The organism is Nocardioides aestuarii, from assembly GCF_039527245.1.
Taxonomy (GTDB): domain Bacteria; phylum Actinomycetota; class Actinomycetes; order Propionibacteriales; family Nocardioidaceae; genus Nocardioides; species Nocardioides aestuarii.
Genome location: NZ_BAAAJT010000002.1, coordinates 3,173,932 through 3,192,921, shown reverse-complemented (window position 1 = coordinate 3,192,921; position 18,990 = coordinate 3,173,932). Strand labels below are relative to the sequence as shown.

Here is an 18,990-nt window from a genome sequence, read left to right as displayed (position 1 = left end):
GAGCACCTCGCTCGGCCTCAGGGGTGGGCACCACGGTGGTGCCATGACCACCACCGGGATCCCGACGGCTCCCCTCCTGTCCTGGAGCGGCGCACGCGCCCGGCGCGACGCCGCCGTGCGCACCGCGGCCGGCGCTGTCCTCTGGGGGGCGCTCCTGCTCGTGACCTGGTGGTGGGCCGCCGGCGGCGGGGTCGTCGACCTGGCTGGCTGGGTCACCGGCATCACCTCGCTGGGCCGCGTCACCGGTCTGGTCGCCTCGGTGCTGCTGCTGGCCCAGGTGTGGCTGATGGTCCGGCTGCCGCTGCTCGAGCGGGCCTTCGGCCAGGACCGGCTGGCCCGGATCCACCGGGTCACCGGGTTCACGTCCTTCACCCTGATGCTGGCCCACATCGCGCTCGTCACGTGGGGCTACGCCGGCGGCTCGCTGCCGGCGTCCCCGGCGATGCTCTGGGAGCTGACGTGGAGCTATCCCGCGATGCTGCTGGCGGTGGCGGGCACGGCGGCGCTGGTGACGGTCGTCGTGACCAGCCTGCGTGCCGCCCGCTCCCGGCTGCGCTACGAGTCGTGGCACCTGCTCCACCTCTACGCCTACCTCGGCGCCGGCCTGGCGCTCCCCCACCAGCTGTGGACGGGCCAGGAGCTGGTCTCCTCCCCCGCACGGGCGGCCTTCTGGTGGACCGCCTGGGGCGCGACGGCCGCCGCCGTCCTGGTCTGGCGGGTCGGACTCCCCCTCGCCCGCTCCCGGCGCCACCGCCTGGTCGTGAGCCACGTCGTGCCGGAGGCGCCGGGCGTGGTCTCGGTGCACCTCACCGGGCGCCGCCTGCACCACCTGGGCGCGGAGCCGGGCCAGTTCCTCACCTGGCGCTTCCTCGGACGCCGCGGCTGGACCCGCGCGAACCCCTACTCCCTCTCCGCGGCGCCCGACGGTCGCAGCCTGCGGATCACGGTGCAGGACGTCGGCGACGGGAGCGGCTCGCTCGCCACGCTGCGGCCCGGCACGACAGTGCTGGCCGAGGGGCCCCACGGCCGGCTCTCGCCCCGGGCACGCACCCGTCGCAAGGTCGCCCTGATCGGCGCCGGCGTGGGCATGGCCCCGATCCGTTCCCTCGCCGAGGGCCTGCCGTACGCCCCGGGCGACGCCGTCGTGCTGCACCGCTACACCGACCACCGGCTCTTCGGGCACGAGCTCGACGCACTGGCGGGCCGGCGCGGGCTCCAGGTGGTGCCCCTGCCGGGCCGGCGCCGTCACGGCGCCTCGTGGATCGGCGACGGCGTGCCCCCGGGCGTCAGCGACCTCGCGGCGCTGCAGTTCTGGGTCCCCGACCTCGCCGATCGCGACGTCTTCCTCTGCGGCCCGCCCGCCTGGACCGACCTGGTCCGTGACGACCTCCTCCGCGCCGGGCTCCCGCCCGAGCGGCTCCATCTCGAGACCTTCCGGTGGTGACCTGATGCAACGCATCGTCCTGTGGGCCATGAGCACGCTGACCGTCGTCGTCCTGCTCCTCGGCTACCGCACGTCCCTGTCCGGGCCGATGGCGACGGCCGGCGCCCCCTCGCCCTACAGTGCGAGCGCCCCGGCGACGGCCGCGTCGAGCGACACCGGCTCCGGCTCGGGGTCCGGCTCCGGGCAGGCCCGGACGGCGCAGTCCGGGGCGGGCTCGGGGACCGGGTCGACCGACGTCACCGGGAGCACCGTGTCCACCCGCTACGGCCCCGTGCAGGTGCAGCTGACGGTCGCGCAGGGCACGATCACCGGGGCGCAGGTGCTCCAGTACCCCTCCGGCGACCCCCGCAGCGCCCAGATCAGCAGCTACGCCCTGCCGACGCTGGTCCAGGAGACGGTCGACCAGCAGTCGGCCCAGATCGACATGGTCAGCGGCGCGACCTACACCAGCACGGGCTACGAGCAGTCGCTGCAGAGCGCCCTCGACCAGGCCGGGCTGTGAGGACCGTGAGCACGGCGGACCCGGCCACCTGGCGCTCGGTGGCGCACGTCATGGGGATGCCGGTGAGCGTCGCACTCCGGGGGCGCCACGCCGGCAGCCCGACGGGGACCGAGGCCTGGCACGAGGTCGTGGCGTTGCTCGAGTCGGTCGACCGTGACTACAGCCCCTACCGCGCCGACTCCTGGGTGTCACGGGTCGACCGCGGCGAGGCGACCCTCGGGGAGGGCCCGGCCGGGCTGCGCGAGGTCGTGGCCCTCGGCGAGGCGGCGCGGCGGGACTCCGACGGCGCCTTCGACGTCTGGCGCGCCGACCAGGACGGGCGGCGATGCTTCGACCCCTCCGGCGTCGTGAAGGGCTGGGCTGCCCAGCGCGCCTCCCTGATGCTCACCTGGCTCCCCGAGACCGACGTCTGCCTCTCCGTGGGCGGCGACCTGGTCTGCCGGACGGCCGACCCCACGGGCACCCCGTGGCAGGTCGGGATCGAGCACCCGCTGCACCCGGCCCGCGTCGTGGCCCGCGTCCCGGTCGTCCGCGGCGGGGTGGCGACCTCCGGCCTGTCCCACCGTGGGGGTCACGTGGTCGACGCCCGCACGGGACAGGTGCCGGTCGGCATCGCGTCGGTCACCGTGCTCGCCGACGACGTCGTCACCGCGGACATCGACGCGACGGCCGCCCTGGCGCTCGGTGCTGCCGGTCCTGCCTGGCTGCGCCGCCGCGGTCGCACAGCGGTCGTGGTCCGGTCCGACGGGTCCGCCGAGGTGGTCGCCGCCTGAGGTCTAGGCCGTGCTCCCGGCGTGGCGCTCCAGGCGGAACCGCCGGCCGGTGACGACCGAGGGCACGAGCTCGACCACGTCGTACTTCAGTGTCGGCACCCACGGCTGCTGCGGGAGGCCGTCGAGCCGGTGGTGCTCGTGCTCCTCGAGCCGGCGCAGGCGACCTCGCGCGACGACCGACCAGGCGGAGGTGTCGTCGTGCCAGTCGATCTCGAGCGCGACGTCGGAGTGGAGCGCGGCCGCGAGCAGCTTGTTGCCCGACGCGGTGCGGATCAACAGCCCGTCGCCCTCGACGACGTAGTTGAGCGGGACCAGGTGGACCTCGTCGACCAGCCGGTAGGCCAGCCGGGCGAACTCCTCGCCGCGCAGCAGCGACCAGCACTCCTCGACGGAGAGGACCTCGACCGGGTCGGTGTCGTCCGACGGCAGCGTGCTCATGGCAACGTCACGTGGCCGTGCCGCATCTTCCACAGGTAGTACTTCTCGAACCCGAGCTTCATCAGGTGGGCCTGCGGTCCCGGGATGAGCAGCCCGTGCTTGCGTGGCGGCAGCATCTTGTCGGCCAGGATGATCACGCCGTTGTTGCCCGCGTCCATGACGCACACGGCTGGGATGTCGCCGAAGGCCTTCTCGGCGTCGGGCGCCTCCCCCTTCACCTGGGCGACGATGTTGGCGACCGCCGTGTGGGCCATCTGCTCGGTCGGGAAGCCGGTCTTGGGGATGCCGACCGGGGTCGGGGTCTGCCACGGCACGTCGACGGCGGCAGCGACGCCGATCGCGTAGACGTCGTCCCACTTCTGGGTCTGGTAGGTCGGCCTGACCTGGACGTAGCCCTTCTCGTCGACCAGGCCGGGGGTGTCGTGGAGGAAGTCCTGACCGAGGAACGGCGGGACGACCATCGCGTAGGAGAACGGCACGGTGGACCCGTCGGCCAGACCGAGGGCCCCGTCGTCGACGTGGTCGATCCCGATCGAGAGGCGGGTCTCGATGCCCTCCTTCTTGAGGAACATGCCGAGCAGCTGCTCGCCGTGCGGCAGCCCGCCGATGCCGAAGTGGCCCAGGAAGGGTTCGGCGGTCACGTAGGTGAGCTTCACGTCCTTGTGCAGCCCCGCCTTGCGCAGCTGGTAGGAGGTGTTGAAGAGGAACTCGTACGCCGCACCGAAGCAGCCCGCACCCTGGGTGGCCGCCACCACGACGTCGCCCGGCTCGTCGAGGAAGCGGCGCCAGGCCCGGCCGGCCCGCTCCGCCTCGTCGACGGTGGTGATGGTCGTGGCGTTCTCGCGGAAGCCGGGGACCACGTCGTCGTTGTTGCGGTAGCCGGTGGCGATGACGAGGTAGTCGTAGGCACGGGTCGTGCCGTCGTCGAGGGTCACCAGGCGCCGGTCGGGGTCGATGCGGGTCGCGGCGCGGTGGACGAACTCGACGCCCGCGTGCTCGTAGGTCGGCGCGACGTCGAAGGTCAGGTCGGCGCGGTCACGCTTGCCGAACGGCAGCCAGATCAGGCTCGGGTTGAACACGAACTGGTCCGACGGCGAGACGACGGTGACGTCGGCGTCGTCGCCGAGCTTGTGCTTGGCCTCGATCGCCGCCGTGATACCGGCGAAGTTCGAGCCGAGGACGAGGATCCGGGTGCGCATGGCGGGCCTCCGTGGGTCTGGTTCGGATGACTCCAGTCCATACCCGCGGGGGTGTGCGGCACAGGGTCGAAGGGCCCGCGGCGCACGGGACCCTCGGTCCGCTAGCCGGCTCGCGGCACCGCCGTCGCGGTCGGCTCTCCCCGTCCCCGCAGCGTCGTCTGGCCGTCCTCCTGCCAGACCGCCGCCTCCCCCGCCGATGCCTCCGCGACGCTGGCGGCCGAGGCGAGCACCCGACCCGGTCGCTGCTTGGCGAGGTCGGTGAGTCGGGCGGCCGAGTTCACCGCGTCCCCGATGACCGTGTACTCGAAGCGCTCCTCGGCACCGACGTTGCCGGCCACGACCTCGCCGGTGGCCACCCCGATGCCGGCCGGCAGCTCGGGGAGCTCGGCAGCGAGGCGGTCGGCGATCGCGCGGGCGGCCGCCAGCGCGCGCCCGGCGTGGTCGTCGAGCCCGACCGGGGCCCCGAAGACGGCCAGCACCGCGTCGCCGATGAACTTGTTGACCAGCCCCTCGCGCCGGTCGACCTCCTCGACGACGACGCCGAAGAACCGGTTGAGGACCGCCACGACCTCCTCGGGCGGGTGCTCGGCGGCGTACGTCGTGGAGCCCTCGAGGTCGACGAACAGCACGCTGGCCGTGCGGGCCTCTCCCCCGAGCCCGACCTCGCCGAGGGCGTCGGCCGCCCTCCGCGCGACCTCCCGACCCACGTGACGGCCGAAGAGGTCTCGCAGCTGCTCGCGCTCGCGCAGGCCGCCGGCCATCGTGTTGAAGCCGGCCTGGAGCAGCCCGACCTCGCTGCCGTCGAAGACGACGACCTCGCGGTCGAGCTGACCGCGCTCGAGGTCGAGCATCGCGTCGCGCACCGACCGGACGGGCGCGACGACCGACCCGGCCGCCAGCCAGGTCACGAGGAAGCCGAAGACCAGCACCACCCCACCCACGACGATCGTGGCCACGGCCAGCTGGCCCAGGGTCGTGCCGACCCCCGCGAGGGCGAGGACGGCGGCGACCACGAGGGCGACGACGGGAGCGGCAGTGCCCACGCCCCAGAAGATGAGTGCGCGCGAGCGTACGCCGACACCTCGCGGCGGGTCCGTCAGCCGGGTGCCGACCAGGGCCCGGGCGGCGACGGGTCGCATCACGAAGCCGGTGAGGAGGTAGGCGACGCCGGAGACGACGACGCTGGCGGTGCCGACGGTCAGCGCGACACCGAGGGTCCGGTCGGGCTGGAGCACGACCGCGAGGACCGAGAACAGCACGGTCGCTCCCAGCCACAGACCGAACTGCAGGGCGGTGAGGCGCAGCGGCGCCCGGAGTGCGCGCCGGCGCTCCCGCTCGGTCGGCGCCCGGCCCTCGAGAGCCCACCGCAGGGAGCGCACGGTCGCGACCGTGCCGACGAGGACACCGACGGTGAGGGCAAAGGCGACGTACACGGGGACGCCGACGGCGAGCGAGACCACGGTGGCGCGCGTCGCGTCGGGCAGCGGCACGACGAGCGCGGAGATCACGAAGACGAGTCCGGCGCCCACCACGTTGGTGAGGACCAGCGTCGCGGTGAGCAGCACCTGGACCCGCACCCGCAGCGACCGCGGCGACGGGTCGGCCGGCCCCAGGATGCGGGAGCCGTAGGGGTTCCGCACACCCCCGTTCGCGCTCGTCATGTCGGCGAGGGTAGTGGCCGTCGCGCGCCCGGGGCGGTGGAGGCGACGGTGCGGCGGCCCCACACCCGCCGGGGTGGTGGGCAACGCCCCCTCCCTGGAGGACCGTGATGTGTGAGTCACGTCACGTGACGCTTCCGGGGAGGGAAGACAAGTGAACAAGAACCACCCGATGTCATGGCTGGCTGCCCGCACACGACGCGCGCCAGCTCTCGTGGGCCGCGTCGTCGAGCGCGTCGTGGCCGAGCCCGCACGCGGGGCGAAGGTCGCAGTCTCGGACTCGTCGCCGTTCGGTGACGGGGTCGACGCCCGGTTGCGCCGGGCCGACGCGGCCCTCGACCGCGCCCGCGGCAGCGAGGCCGAGGCCGCCGAGAAGGCCGTGCGCGCCCGTGAGGCCGAGGACGGGGTCCAGGCCGTCCGCGAGGCGGGCGCGGAGGAGGTCCGGAGCGCTCGCGCCGAGGCCGACCAGCGGGCCGACGACGTGGCGGCCGAGGCCCAGCGCGAAGCCGACGAGTACGTCGCCGCCAAGGAGCAGCGGGCGCGTGAGAACGCCGACCGCGACGTCGCCGAGGTGCAGCAGTCCACTGACGCCCGCGTCGAGCAGGCGCGCGCCCGTGCCGACCGCGCGCGCGAGGACGCCGAGCAGGCCGTGGCGGTCGCTCGCGAGCAGATGACCGAGGCGCGGCGGTTCGCAGCCGAGGCCGAGGAAGCCGCCCGCGACGCAGCCGAGGCTGCCCGAGGGCGGGCAGACGAGCTCGCGCGCGACGCGGAGCAGCGCGCGGCGGAGGCGGAGACCCGGGCGGAGGCCGTCGAGAAGCAGGGACGCGAGCTCGCCGTGGTCGCCGACTCCGGTCCGCTCGAGCTCGACGCCCTGACGAAGGCGGAGCTCGTCGCGCTCGCCCGTGACATCGGCCTCGAGGTCAACGGCAACAAGCCGAAGAAGGACCTCGTCACGGCCATCCGCCGCTCCCGACCCTGAACCCGACCACCACCGACGAGAGGACACCGCCATGCTCGGCACGAAAGCACTCGGACGCTCCGTGATCTTCGGACTCGGCTACGTCGCCGGCACCCGCGCCGGTCGGGAGCGCTACGAGCAGCTCCGCAGCGGGGCGGTCACGCTGGCCGGCCAGCTACGCCAGCGCCTCGACGAGATGCCCGACACCTCCCCCGCCTCCGTCGCCGACGCCGCGCGGCGGGCCTGGGACGACAGCGACATCACGCTCGGCAGGTCGTGAGGTCGCAGTGCTGGTCAGCATCCACCTGGTTGCCCGGCCGCTGAGGATCCCCGTCCTGAGCGTGGACGGCCACGTCCTCCTCGTCGACGATCGCGGGATCACTGACCCTCGCACCTGACGCGACCCCAGGATCGGCACGGCCCCGGGGTGTCGTCGAGCGGTGCCACCGATGCCGCAGGAATACCCCCCAGGGTGTTACTGTTCTCTCCGTCCGGATACCCCACCCCGTATCGAGAGGACCCTCGTGACCACACCCGAAGTCACCACCACCGACCTCGCCACCGCCCTCGCGGACGGCGCCGCCGTGCTCGACGTCCGCGAGCCGGCCGAGTACGTCCAGGGCCACGTGCCGGGCGCCCGCCTGATCCCCGTCGGCCAGCTCCCCGCGCGGCTGGCCGAGGTCGAGCGTGACGGCCGTGTCTACGTCGTCTGCGCCTCCGGCAACCGCAGCAAGGTCGGCGCCGACGTGCTCATCGCCGCGGGCCGCGACGCCGTGTCCGTGGCCGGCGGCACCAGCGGCTGGATGCGTGCCGGCCACCCGGTCGTCACCGGCTCCCGCCCGACCGCCTGACTCTCTCGGAGGACCTCCCATGAACGACCTGACCATCATCCCGATCGAGACTCCCTCGCTCGGTGACCGCAGCTATCTCGCCCACGACGGCCAGACCGCCTTCGTGGTCGACCCTCAGCGCGACATCGACCGGGTGCTCGACCTGCTCGAGGCCCACGGCGTACGCCTGACGCACGTCTTCGAGACCCACATCCACAACGACTACGTCACCGGCGGCCACGCCCTGGCCGAGCGGACCGGCGCCGCCTACCTCGTCAACGGCGACGACGACGTCGCCTTCGAGCGCACCCCGGTGTCCGACGGCGACGAGGTCGCCGTCGGCGACCGGATGGTCGTCACGGCGATCCTCACCCCCGGCCACACCCACACCCATCTCTCCTACGCGCTGCGCGACACCGTCAGCGGCGACCAGGTCGCGGTCTTCACCGGTGGCTCGCTGCTGTTCGGTGCCACCGGCCGGCCGGACCTGCTCGGCCCCGACCACACCGACGCCCTCGTCCACGCCCAGCACGACTCCGCGCACCGGCTCGCGGCGCTGCTGCCCGACACCGCCGAGGTGATGCCGACCCACGGGTTCGGCTCGTTCTGCTCGGCCACCCAGAGCGAGGCCGACGCCTCGACCATCGGCCAGGAGAAGGCGGCGAACCCGGTCCTGCTGCAGGACCGCGAGACGTGGGTGCGGGAGCTGCTCGCCGGTCTCTCGGACTTTCCCGCCTACTACGCCCACATGGCGCCGCGGAACTCCGCCGGCCCGGACGCACCCGACCTCTCGGCCCCCGACGTGGCCGACCCGGAGCGGATCCGCGCCGCCCTCGACGGCGGCGAGTGGGTCGTCGACCTGCGCACCCGCAGCGTCTTCGCCGCCGGCCACGTGCCGGGCTCGTTCAACTTCGGACTCGACGGCGCCTTCTCGACCTACCTCGGCTGGCTGGTCGAGTGGGGCACCCCGCTGGTGCTGCTCGGGGAGACCGCCGACGACGTCGCGGAGGCCCAGCGCGAGCTGGTCCGGATCGGCGTCGAGCGCCCCGCCGCAGCCGCCACCGGGTCGCCCGAGGACTGGGTCGCCGGCACGGGCGCCGCCCTGGCGTCCTACCCGACGGCGACGTTCGCCGACCTCGCCCAGGTCCGCCACCACCGCACGGTCGCGGTCCTCGACGTCCGCCGCGCCGACGAGTACGCCGCCGGCCACATCGACGGCGCGGTCAACATCCCGATCCACGAGATCCCGGTCCGGCTCGCCGAGGTGCCCGCCGGCGAGGTCTGGGTCCACTGCGCCGGTGGCTACCGCGCCTCCGTGGCGGCGTCCTTCGTCGCGGCCGCCGGCCGGCAGGTCGTCGCGATCGACGACGCCTTCGACGAGGCGACGGAGGTCGGACTGCCGCTGACCGCCCCCGAGGCGGCGTGAGCCCGCTGGTCCTGGTCGCCGCGGGTCTCGCCGGACTGCTGATCGGGCTGAGCCTCGGGCTGCTCGGCGGCGGTGGCTCGATCCTCGCCGTCCCGGTCCTGCTCGCGCTCGGGCAGGGTGCCGGCCAGGCCACGACCGGTTCGCTCGCCGTCGTCGCCGCCACGTCGCTGGTGGGCGCGCTCGCGGCCCGCCGGTCCGGCGGGACCGGCACGGTCCTCGTCGGCCGGGGGCTCGCCTTCGGGAGCGTCGCGATCGGCGGCGCCGCGCTGGGTGCCCACGCGGCCGGCGCGGTCAGCGACGACGTCCTGCTGCTCGCGTTCTCGGCGCTGCTGCTGCTCGTCGCCGGGCTGATGGTCGCGCGCCGGGTCCGCGGCGCCACGGCCGCCCACCGCGCCCGGCCCGCCGCGGAGGAGCCGATCATCACCTTCTCCCCCACGTTCGCCTGTGCCTGCCCCCGCGCGCTGAAGGTGCTCGTCACGGCGACCGTGGTCGGGCTGCTCACCGGGTTCCTCGGCGTCGGCGGCGGGTTCCTCGTCGTCCCCGCCCTGGTCCTTGCGCTCGGCCTGCCCATCGGCCAGGCCGCCGGGACGTCGCTGGTCGTGATCACCGTGACGTCCGCCAGCGCGCTCGTCGTACGGCTCGGCGCGACCGACCACCCCGACTGGTCGCTCGTCGCGCTGCTCACCTCCCTGGCCGTCCTGGGTGCCGTCGCCGGCACCTGGCTGGCCCGCCGCACCGACGCGGCACGGCTCCACGCCGCCTTCACCGCGCTCCTCGTCGTGGTGGCCGTGTGGACCGCGGCGCGGGCCCTGCCCGCCCTCGTCTGACCCCCTGCACGACCACCCCCCACAGGAAGGCTCTGCCATGCCCTCGACCACCCCCTCCCGCACCATCGACGCCGTGACCCTCGCCGAGCGCCTCGACACCGGCGACGTCCGGGTCATCGACGTCCGCACGCCCGCCGAGTTCGAGACGGTGCACATCCCCGGCTCGTGGAACGTCCCCCTCGACCTCCTGCGCGAGCACCGCGCCGAGCTCACCCGCCACCTCGACGACGACGTGGTGCTCGTGTGCCGCTCCGGTGTCCGGGCCGGTCAGGCCGAGCAGGCGCTGGCCGGGTCCGGACTGCCGGGGCTGCGGGTCCTCGAGGGCGGCATGTCCGCCTGGGAGGCCGCGGGTGCGCCCGCCCGCCGTGGCCGGCAGTCGTGGGAGCTCGAGCGCCAGGTCCGGCTGCTGGCCGGGGCCCTGGTCGCGACGGGCGTGGCCGGCTCGGCCCTGGTCCCGCGCCTGAAGTGGCTGGCCGGTGGCGTCGGCACCGGTCTCGTCGTCGCCGCCGCCACCAACACCTGCGCCCTGGGCGCCGCCCTGTCCCGGATGCCGTGGAACCGCGGCGCCTCCGAGCCCGACATGGTCGCGGTGCTGGAGTCGCTCGCCGTCAGCGCCTGACCCTTCCGCGGGGTCTCCGACCCTGCCGATTGGTCACCAACGGCGGATCTCCGACCGGATTTCTGTCGTTGGTGACCAATCGGCAACCCTGGGGCCGCCGGACGGCTCCGGTGGCGAAGATCCCGTCGACTCATACGAGGCCGGTCAGGAGCAGGCCGGCGTTGGCCACGAGCCCGACGACGAGCCCCAGGACGAGGTTGCCGGTACGCCGGACGGTGAGGAACGCGACCAGCACGGCGACCACCGCAGCGACGGACGGTCGTGCCGCCCCGTCGTGGCCGAGCAGCAAGGCGGAGGACACCATCACCGCCAGCACGGCCGGGGTGACCAGTCGCGTGAGCTCGGCGAACCTCTCCGACTCCACCAGCCGACCTCCGGCGACGGTCATCCAGGCCCGCATCGCGAAGGTCACGGCGGCGGCGAGCACGAAGGTCAGGACGACGGTCATCGCGTCCACCTCCCCGTCCCCACGGCGACGCCGAGGCCGATCGCCACGGGCACCGTGGCCGGTCCCGCGACTCCGGCCACCAACGGCACGGCGAGGGCCGCACCGGCTGCGGCCAGGCGTGCCGACGAGGTGGTGAGGTGCGAGGCGAGCATGCCGGCGAAGACGAGAGCCGGCGCGAGGTGGAGGCCGAGCTCCGGAGGCAGGCCGCCCCCGATCGCGAACCCGACGACCTGGCTGCCGACGAAGGCGCCGGCGAGCAGCGCGGTGGCGGTCGCGTAGTAGCGCTGTCGCCACCCGAGTTCGACGGAATCGTCGAACCGCTGCTCGCCGAGCAGGAAGGTCTGGTCGACCAGCGGGAACGCCAGCAGCAGGCGGACGGGCAGTCGCGCCCGTCCGAACCACCGGGCCGCCCCCGCTCCGTAGTAGACGAAGCGCAGGTTGATCAGGGCCACGACCACCACGGTCGCCAGGAGACCCTCGCCGCGGCCGAGCGACTCGACGACCGCGAGCTGCGCCGCCCCCGCGAGCATGATCAGCGCCCCGAACATCGCCTCGGCGAAGGTCAGTCCCGCCCCGACGCTCGCGTTGCCGACCGCCAGGCCGAAGGGGACCAGGGCGACGACGAAGGGGGCGGTGTCGCGCAGCGCGAGCATCACGGGGTCCTGGGGGGCGGCGACGGGCGTGGACCCGAGCTGCCCCTCGGCGGCGGCGCTCACGACCGGGCCCCCGTCGGCATGGGAAGCCGGAAGGCCTCCTGCCCGATCCACCGGCGGTAGGTCGCCTCGCCCATGGCCGCGGCGACCGGGCCACTCTGGCTGGCGTGGGCCGCCAGCGCCGCGCGCTTGCGCGCCAGCTCCCCGGGGGCGAGGTCGAGGGCCAGGGCGACGTCCTCGTCGGCCACCCCCGTCGGCTCCTCGGTCATCCAGACACCGAGCCGGTCGTGGAGGTCGCGCCACTCGTCGAGCCAGCCGTGGGTCTTGGCGGCGTACCAGAGCTGCCCGCCGGGCAGCGCCAGCTCCTGCCAGGCTTCGGTGGCGGCGTACGACGTCACGACGTGGTCGTCGTGGCCGGTGATGCCGTCGGGCCCGAAGGTCACGGTGACCTCCGGTCGCAGCTCGGCCAGGACCTCGCGGAAGGCCGCCCGGAGGACGTCCGTGCCGATGTCGGCGAGTCCGACGTCGGGCAGGCCGACGAAGCGCACGTCGGTGACGCCGATCGCCGCCATCGCGGAGCGGAGCTCCGTACGCCGCAGGCACCGTCGCTGCTCGACCGATCGGGGGTCGTCGTCCGGGAAGCCGGCCTCCCCGTCGGAGAGGGTGACGACGGTGACCCGTCCGCCGGCCCGCAGGACGCGGTCCATCAGGCCGGCGGACAGGTAGGACTCGTCGTCGGGATGAGCCCACAGCCCCACCAGGGACCGGGGTGGTGCCGCGGGAGCGTGGGTGCTCGTCATGGTGTCGCGCTCAGCTCCGGCCGCGGCCGACCGTGACCCGGGTCGGGCCGGTGAGCATGTCGAAGACGGCGGAGTACTTCGTGGCCGAGGCGATCAGCGCGTCGACCTGCTCCTCGTCGGCGTCGGCCTCGACGTCGAAGGTGACCTCGATCCCGCTGAAGCCCTTCCGGACGTCGGGGTCGACACCGAGGACGCCCCGCACGTCGATCTGGCCGGTGACCGTCGCGGTCACCCGGTGGAGCCGGATGTCCCGGGCCGCCGCCCCGGTGGCCACGCCGGCGGTGATGCAGGAGGCCAGGGCGTGGAGGACGTACTCCTGGGGCGTCGGGCCGTAGCCGTGACCCAGCGTCGGGTGGTCGCTGGTGAACTGGAACTCCTGGACGTGCTTCTGGTCCGCGCCGATCCCGTACCAGTCGTGGATGCGCGAGGTGCTCGCCGTGCCGTCGACCCAGGTGTTGGAGGCGCTGAACCGGAAGGCGGCCAGCTCGGGGGCGTCGGTGAACTTCGCGATCGCGCCGAACATCTTGGCGGTCGGCACCCCGTTGGTCTCGCCCGGACGCTCGGTGGTGGCCGGGTGGCTGGTGGTGGTCATCTGAGGTGTCTCCTCTCGGTGGCTCCCCGGGTGGGGTGCCGGTGTGACCACCACTCTGGTCGCGGGACCGGGGCAGGACTTGGAGACGATCTGGAGAGGACCTGGAGACGACCTGAACGCCGGGGTCCGGGTCAGGCGAGCTCCTCGGCGGCCAGCCGGGCGAGCCGCGCGAGCCCGTGGGCCCTGGCCTCACCGGCCACGACACGGGCCATCGCATCGGCCTCGGCCTCGTGGCCCTGCGCCCGGCGTACTCGCGAGAGCCACCAACGGCTCTCGTTGGCCCAGAGCACCGAGCCACCGGCGGCGTCGCCCTCCAGGGCCTCGCCCAGCTGGCGCTCGGCGAGCGCCAGCTCACCTAGCGTGAACGACAGCATGCCGAGGTAGCGGTCGACCCGGCCGAAGCACAGCTGCCCGGATCCGGTGACGACGTTGGTGCCCGCGTGGCCTGACAGCTTCCCCCGGAGCAGGGCACAGGCGTCCCGGTCGCCGACCCGCACCATCGTCTCGGCCAGGAACACCATCACCGTGCTCCACATCGCGTCGATCGGGACCCGCCAGCCGGAGGCCTTCAGGTCGCCGAGCACCTCGGCGGCCTCCTCGGCCGCGCCGGTCTCCGCCAGCAGCCAGGCCAGCCCCGGCGTCCACACGGCGTCTCCCCCGGAGCCGGCGACGACCGTACGGATCATCGGGGCGACGGCCCCCAGCCGGTCCTGCTCGCGCCGGATCAGGAACATCCGCAGGCCGTAGGCGCCCGTCCCGTCCTCGTCCGGGAGACCACGCGCCAGGTCGAGGCAGTGCTCCGAGAGCCGCTCGCTCGTCGCGAGGTCACCCCGGTAGAACGCCTCCATGGCCTCCTGGTTGGTGCGCACGAACTCCCAGAAGCTCGACCGGTAGCGCAGCTGCGCGTCCCCCATGAGCGCCACGAGCCGACGGCACTCGGCGACGTCACCGGTGATCGTCGCGAACATGATCCGGTCGTGGAGGGAGTGCAGCGCGACGTCACCGTCGGTGATCAGGGGCTCGAGCTCGGCCAGGCGCTCGATCATCGGTCGGGCCTCCGCGGCGCTCCGGTGGAGGACGACGTGTCCGAGGTAGACGCTGAGGACGTTGGCCTCGAGCGTCGGGGAGTCCAGGGAGGAGGCGAGCTCGCGCGCCTGACGGAAGGCCGTGTCGGCCTCGTCGCGCCGTCCCGACATCGCCAGGGCCCGCAGCCGTGCGACGGCGAGCCCGGCCCGCAGGTCGGTCTCGGTCGGGAGGCTCCTGCCCGAGGCCGTGGCGCCGTCGAGCAGCGCCACCGCCTCGTCGAGGTGGACCAGCGACCCGTCACCGGCCAGGCCGGGGCGCCAGCGGGCGTTCTCGTAGCCGAGTGCGGCCTCGACGCGCAGCGCGACGTCGCCCGTCCCGGCCGCGAGCGTGATGGCCTCCTCGAAGATGCGGGTGGCGGGCATGTTGCGCCCCGCCCGGCTCTCCGCCGCGCCGTGGTCGAGCGCCAGCCGGGCCCGGCTGGCGTCGTCCAGGCCGTCGGCGAGCCCCCGCGCACGCCGGAGCAGGTCGGCCGACTCCTCGAAGGAGAACCGGTCGCTCGCCGCGGCCGCCGCACGACGGAGCCGGTCGACGGCCACCGGCCGCAGAGCGGCGTCGACCTGGGACGCCTCGGCGGTGTGGAAGGCCAGCTCGGGGAGGTGGGCCGGGTCGCCGGGGAAGAGCTCCCCCAGGGCGTCCGCGATCCGGCGGTGCATCCGCGAGCGGCGGGCCGACCCGACCTGCTCGCGCAGCGCCGACCGGACCAGGGCGTGCGTGAAGCGGAACCGGTCGACCCCGATGTCCTCCAGCAGTCGCGCCGCGACCGCCGACTCGAGCTCCTCGAGCAGGTCGAGCTCGTCGCGCTGCTGGGCCGCTGCGGCGACGGTCAGCTCGAACTCGAGCCCGAGCACCGAGAGCATCCGGAGGGTGTCCTGGATGTCGACCGGCAGGGTCGCCAGCCGCCGTCTGACGGCACCCTCGATGTGGACTGCGCCGGCGACCGGGTCGACCGCCTGGAGGAACAGCGGGTTGCCGGCGGTCTGGCGCATCACCTCGGCCATGTCGAGACCCTCGGCGGCGACCAGGTCCGCCGCGTCGGCGGCGTCGAGCCCCGCGAGCGGCACCACGGTCGTGCGTGGCCGGCCCTGCGCCCGGGCGATCAGGTCGGCGATCCGGTCGCTGGCGTCGGGGGCCGTGTCCCGCGCGGTGAGCACGATCGTCACCGCGGCGTCGCCCGGTCGCTGCTGGAGGTGGGCGAGGAGCTGGAGCGTCGACTCGGCGGCCCAGTGGACGTCGTCGACGACCACGGTCAGGGGCCGGGCGAGCGCGCACGACCCGAGCCACCGCGCGACGGCCTCGAACAGGTGGAACCGGCGGCCCTCGTCGCCGACCCCCGGGTTGTCCGCAGCAGCCGGCTCCCCCCTGCCGGCGGCCGGCGACGTGGGGAGCAGCGTCAGCAGCTCGGGCGGGAGGTCGGGGACCTCGTCGTCGGTTTGCGCCGGGGCGGTCAGCTGGCCGATCACCTCGACGAACGGCTGGTAGGGCACCCGCAGGTCCTCGCTGTTGCGGCCGAACACGACCCGGTGCCCGCGTGCGTGCGCCCGCGCGGCCAGCTCGGCCGCCAGCCGGCTCTTGCCGATGCCCGGCTCGCCGAGGAGCCACACCCACCCCACGGGCGAGTCGGGCGTGGCGCCCGCCAGGACCACCTCCCCGAGCTCCAGCTCGGGCTCCCGCCCGCAGAAGCGCCGACGCGAGCCCATCCGCAGCTCGTCGGGGAGCGAGGTGACCGGCGGGGTCGACGACGGCGCCGGCACCAGCTCGACCGTCGGCACGAACCGGTAGCCGCGCCCGTGGACGGTCCTGATCGCCCACTGCCGTGACCCGTCGTCGTCCAGCGCACGTCGCGCCTGCTTGATGCGGGTCGTCAGCGCCGACTCGGAGACGAAGGTGTTGCCCCAGACGCTCTCGAGGAGCTCGGTCTTGGTGACCAGCCGGTCGCCCTGCTCGACGAGGTACTGCAGCACCCCGAAGACCTGGGGCTCGACGTCGCGCGGCCCGTCGGGCCCCCACACCTCGACGGTGTCGGTGTCGACCCGGAAGTCGCCGAAGCGGTACTGCGGCACGGGCTCAGCGCACGAGCTCGGCGACCTCGGTGACCGTGTCGAACGGAAGACCCAGGTCGGCGGCGTGGCGTCGCAGCTGGTCGACGTCGTCGGCCTCGTAGAGGCAGTAGGTCTTCTTCTTGTCGGCGGACAGGAAGGAGGTCAGCCACCTGATCTCGTGCTCGAGGTTGTAGTCGTCGATCAGGCGCTTGGTCTCGTCGTCGAGGTCGAGGCCCTCGGCGAACTCTCGCTCCACGAGATAGAGCGGCATGGCGGTCCTCCTGGATGGATGGTCGCCCCCGAGCGGCCCGTCCAGTCTGGCACAGCCGGCCGGATCGTGCCGCTGCCTTTGGCGCCACGGCTCACCGCGGGCGCTGCGCGACGACGTACTCCTGGTCGTTGCGGAAGCGGAAGATGCCGTGCTCGTCCCGCGTCCGCTCGAGCACCTCCATGACGAGCGGACGGAGCACGTCGGCCCCGGCGTGCTGGAGCGCCGGCACCGCAGGACCCACGCTCGAGACAGCGCGCCACGCCGTGTCCGCGTCGGGCCACTCCACGGTGGACATCCGGCTGCCCCGCTCGAGCACCTCGAAGCCCGAGGCCTCGAGCATCGACTCCGCGACCCCGGCGCGGGCGATGTCGTTGGTGCGCCGCATCCCCTCCCGGTGGGCGTCGGGCGAGTGGGCGGCGAACACCTTGAAGCAGGGCCTCAGGTCGAGGTGGCCGCGGCCCCAGAAGCTCACCAGGATCCGGCCTCCCGGACGCAGCACCCGGTGGGCCTCGGCCAGCGCCGCCTCGCACCCGCCCCAGATGCCGTTGATCGAGGTGACCGCGTCGAAGCCCTGGTCGTCCCACGGCAGCTCGAACATGGTTCCGGTCCGCAGGTCGGCGTCGGGGCACCGCGCCCGGGCCACCGAGATGAGCCGTTCCGAGGCGTCGATCCCGGCGACCTCGGCCCCCGCGACCTCGGCCATCCTCGCGGCGAGTCCCGAGCCGCAGGCGATGTCGAGCAGCCGGGATCCCGGACCCACGCCGAGGCGGTCGAGGGCAACCTGGATGACCCCCACGGCGTAGTGCTCGAAGAGGCAGGACCAGTCGACGGCCGCGTGCCCCCAGGCGTCGCCGGCGGTGCGCCAGCGGTGTCCCGCGGGCTGGTGGGTGGTCGTGGAGGGCGTCGTCGTCATGACCACCACGGTGGGCCACCCGCGCGCCCCCGGTCTTGGAGGTCGTGTGGAGATCGGGTCCAGGAGTTCTCCACCTCCTCTCCAAGCCTCGAGGTGGCGGTCGCCGTGAGTCTGGTGCCACCGGCACCGACCGAACGGCGCCACGACGAGGCGGAGGACGACCCATGAGCAGCACGCGCACCGGCGGCTCCGGCCCGAGGACCACCGACGTGGTCGTGGTCGGGGGTGGCCAGGCGGGCATGGCCATGAGCCACTGCCTCACTCGGGCCGGCATCGACCACGTCGTCCTCGAACGGGGCGGGACCGCGGAGTCGTGGCGCACGGAACGGTGGGACTCCCTGCGGCTGCTGACGCCGAACTGGATGACCAGGGTGCCCGGCCACTCCTACGAGGGGCCGGACCCCGACGGCTTCATGACGGCCACCGAGGTCGCCGCGTTCATCTCGTCCTACGCCGCCTCGTTCGGGGCGCCCGTCCTGGCCGGCACCACCGTCGCGTCGGTGGTGCCGGTCGACGGCGGCTACGTCGTCGACACCGACCGCGGCCGGTGGCGCACCCGGGCGGTGGTCATCGCCACCGGAGCGTGCAGCGACCCCCACGTCCCCGCCGTCGCGCAGGACCTGCCGGGCCACCTCGTCCAGGTGACTCCCTCGGACTACCGCAACCCCGGGCAGCTCCCCGACCGCCCCGTGCTCGTGGTCGGCGGCTCGGCCTCGGGCGCACAGATCGCCGACGAGCTGGCCCGCTCGGGTCGCGCGGTCACCCTGGCCACCGGGGAGCACGTGCGGCTGCCGCGCACCTACCGCGGCATGGACATCCACTGGTGGATGGACACCATCGGCATGCTCGACGAGCGCTACGACGAGGTCGAGGACATCGAGCGCGCTCGCCGCCTCCCCTCGCTCCAGCTCGTCGGGAGTCCCGAGCTCCGCGACCTCGACCTCAACGCCCTCACCGCCCGCGGCGTCACCGTGGTCGGTCGGCTCGGGGGCATCGACGGTGCCCGGGCGTTGTTCGCCGGTTCCCTCGACAACGTCTGCCGGCTGGCGGACCTCAAGCAGCGCCGCCTGCTCGACCGGATCGACGAGTTCGCGACGGAGCACGGGCTCGACGCGGAGCTGGGAGAGCCCTCGAGACCCGCGGCGACCGTGGTGGACCCCGACCGGCTCGACGCCGACCTCACCGCGTTCGGAGCCGTGGTGTGGGCCACCGGCTTCCGGCCCCGCTACCCCTGGCTCGACCGCAGCCTGCTCGCCCCCTCCGGGCGGCTGCGCCACGACGGCGGCGTGCTGGAGGCGCCCGGGCTGTACGCGCTCGGACTCACCTTCCAGCGCCGACGCAAGTCCAGCTTCCTCGACGGCGTCGGTCCCGACGCCGTCGAGCTCCTCCCCCACCTGGTGCGCCACCTCGACGGTGCCAGCAGCCAGGTCCGGTAGCGCCGGATCCCTCACCAGAATTGGGCAAACCCCCTCCGTCTCCAAGAGCCGCGGCGTGCCTCCCCCGTAGGTGTCGAG

20 protein-coding genes are annotated in these 18,990 nt (G+C 74.1%); 10 read left to right on the top strand and 10 right to left on the bottom strand.

The window, feature by feature from the left end:
- The first annotated feature begins 43 nt into the window (after window positions 1-43).
- From ABD091_RS16005 to ABD091_RS15995, 3 genes are read left to right on the top strand one after another with little or no spacing between them, the layout of a single operon-like run.
- Window positions 44-1,444, top strand: a complete 1,401-nt coding sequence (locus ABD091_RS16005) for a ferredoxin reductase family protein (protein WP_343920241.1) — start codon at window positions 44-46, stop codon at window positions 1,442-1,444.
- 4 nt (window positions 1,445-1,448) lie between these two features.
- Window positions 1,449-1,946, top strand: coding sequence for an FMN-binding protein (locus ABD091_RS16000; RefSeq protein WP_343920239.1), 498 nt, complete (start codon window positions 1,449-1,451; stop codon window positions 1,944-1,946).
- Between the two features lie 5 nt (window positions 1,947-1,951).
- Entirely contained in the window at window positions 1,952-2,719 is a 768-nt protein-coding gene (locus ABD091_RS15995) for an FAD:protein FMN transferase (RefSeq protein WP_343920237.1), read from the top strand.
- Between the two features lie 3 nt (window positions 2,720-2,722).
- Here the strand turns inward: ABD091_RS15995 and ABD091_RS15990 are convergent, their stop codons facing one another.
- The 3 genes from ABD091_RS15990 to ABD091_RS15980 all read right to left on the bottom strand — a co-directional run bounded on the left by ABD091_RS15990 (window position 2,723) and on the right by ABD091_RS15980 (window position 6,017).
- Complete coding sequence (locus ABD091_RS15990; protein WP_343920235.1) at window positions 2,723-3,157, bottom strand: pyridoxamine 5'-phosphate oxidase family protein; 435 nt, start codon at window positions 3,155-3,157, stop codon at window positions 2,723-2,725.
- Window positions 3,154-4,356 carry an NAD(P)/FAD-dependent oxidoreductase gene (locus ABD091_RS15985; protein WP_343920233.1) on the bottom strand — a complete coding sequence of 401 codons (1,203 nt, stop codon included), beginning with the start codon at window positions 4,354-4,356 and terminating at the stop codon, window positions 3,154-3,156. Before ABD091_RS15985 ends, ABD091_RS15990 begins: the two co-directional genes overlap by 4 nt.
- 101 nt (window positions 4,357-4,457) lie before the next feature.
- The gene (locus tag ABD091_RS15980) at window positions 4,458-6,017 is read right to left on the bottom strand and encodes an adenylate/guanylate cyclase domain-containing protein (protein ID WP_343920231.1); all 1,560 of its coding nucleotides are present in this window, start codon (window positions 6,015-6,017) and stop codon (window positions 4,458-4,460) included.
- 151 nt (window positions 6,018-6,168) lie between these two features.
- Here ABD091_RS15980 and ABD091_RS15975 point away from each other — a divergent pair, with 151 nt between their 5' ends.
- From ABD091_RS15975 to ABD091_RS15950, 6 genes are all read left to right on the top strand, one after another.
- Window positions 6,169-6,993, top strand: a complete 825-nt coding sequence (locus ABD091_RS15975; RefSeq protein ID WP_343920229.1) for a hypothetical protein — start codon at window positions 6,169-6,171, stop codon at window positions 6,991-6,993.
- A gap of 31 nt (window positions 6,994-7,024) precedes the next feature.
- Window positions 7,025-7,252, top strand: coding sequence for a hypothetical protein (locus ABD091_RS15970; RefSeq protein ID WP_343920227.1), 228 nt, complete (start codon window positions 7,025-7,027; stop codon window positions 7,250-7,252).
- Between the two features lie 244 nt (window positions 7,253-7,496).
- A complete protein-coding gene (locus ABD091_RS15965) occupies window positions 7,497-7,823 on the top strand; it encodes a rhodanese-like domain-containing protein (protein ID WP_343920225.1) in 327 nt (108 codons plus the stop codon).
- 19 nt (window positions 7,824-7,842) lie between these two features.
- Window positions 7,843-9,228: a rhodanese-like domain-containing protein gene (locus ABD091_RS15960; protein ID WP_343920223.1), complete on the top strand. Its 1,386-nt coding sequence runs from the start codon at window positions 7,843-7,845 to the stop codon at window positions 9,226-9,228.
- Window positions 9,225-10,055 carry a TSUP family transporter gene (locus ABD091_RS15955; protein WP_343920221.1) on the top strand — a complete coding sequence of 277 codons (831 nt, stop codon included), beginning with the start codon at window positions 9,225-9,227 and terminating at the stop codon, window positions 10,053-10,055. Before ABD091_RS15960 ends, ABD091_RS15955 begins: the two co-directional genes overlap by 4 nt.
- A gap of 37 nt (window positions 10,056-10,092) precedes the next feature.
- On the top strand, window positions 10,093-10,674 hold the full coding sequence (locus ABD091_RS15950; RefSeq protein WP_343920219.1) for a rhodanese-like domain-containing protein: 582 nt from the start codon (window positions 10,093-10,095) through the stop codon (window positions 10,672-10,674).
- A 130-nt stretch (window positions 10,675-10,804) separates the two neighbouring features.
- Here ABD091_RS15950 and ABD091_RS15945 read toward each other — a convergent pair whose 3' ends face one another.
- The 7 genes from ABD091_RS15945 to ABD091_RS15915 all read right to left on the bottom strand — a co-directional run bounded on the left by ABD091_RS15945 (window position 10,805) and on the right by ABD091_RS15915 (window position 17,476).
- Window positions 10,805-11,122, bottom strand: coding sequence for an AzlD domain-containing protein (locus ABD091_RS15945; protein ID WP_343920217.1), 318 nt, complete (start codon window positions 11,120-11,122; stop codon window positions 10,805-10,807).
- Window positions 11,119-11,838 carry an AzlC family ABC transporter permease gene (locus ABD091_RS15940; RefSeq protein ID WP_343920215.1) on the bottom strand — a complete coding sequence of 240 codons (720 nt, stop codon included), beginning with the start codon at window positions 11,836-11,838 and terminating at the stop codon, window positions 11,119-11,121. The genes ABD091_RS15945 and ABD091_RS15940 overlap by 4 nt, the downstream gene beginning before the upstream one ends.
- A complete protein-coding gene (locus ABD091_RS15935; RefSeq protein ID WP_343920213.1) occupies window positions 11,835-12,575 on the bottom strand; it encodes a PIG-L family deacetylase in 741 nt (246 codons plus the stop codon). The genes ABD091_RS15940 and ABD091_RS15935 overlap by 4 nt, the downstream gene beginning before the upstream one ends.
- Before the next feature lie 10 nt (window positions 12,576-12,585).
- A complete protein-coding gene (locus ABD091_RS15930) occupies window positions 12,586-13,167 on the bottom strand; it encodes an OsmC family protein (RefSeq protein ID WP_343920211.1) in 582 nt (193 codons plus the stop codon).
- A 131-nt stretch (window positions 13,168-13,298) separates the two neighbouring features.
- Window positions 13,299-16,313 carry an AAA family ATPase gene (locus tag ABD091_RS15925; protein WP_343920209.1) on the bottom strand — a complete coding sequence of 1,005 codons (3,015 nt, stop codon included), beginning with the start codon at window positions 16,311-16,313 and terminating at the stop codon, window positions 13,299-13,301.
- A gap of 4 nt (window positions 16,314-16,317) precedes the next feature.
- Window positions 16,318-16,563: a DUF4242 domain-containing protein gene (locus tag ABD091_RS15920; protein ID WP_343920207.1), complete on the bottom strand. Its 246-nt coding sequence runs from the start codon at window positions 16,561-16,563 to the stop codon at window positions 16,318-16,320.
- A 91-nt stretch (window positions 16,564-16,654) separates the two neighbouring features.
- Window positions 16,655-17,476, bottom strand: a complete 822-nt coding sequence (locus tag ABD091_RS15915) for a class I SAM-dependent methyltransferase (RefSeq protein WP_343920205.1) — start codon at window positions 17,474-17,476, stop codon at window positions 16,655-16,657.
- Between the two features lie 164 nt (window positions 17,477-17,640).
- On the opposite strand from ABD091_RS15915, the gene ABD091_RS15910 reads away from it, so the two are divergent.
- Window positions 17,641-18,912 (top strand): NAD(P)-binding domain-containing protein, encoded by a 1,272-nt coding sequence (locus tag ABD091_RS15910; RefSeq protein ID WP_343920203.1) that lies wholly within the window; start codon window positions 17,641-17,643, stop codon window positions 18,910-18,912.
- The last annotated feature ends 78 nt before the right edge of the window (window positions 18,913-18,990 follow it).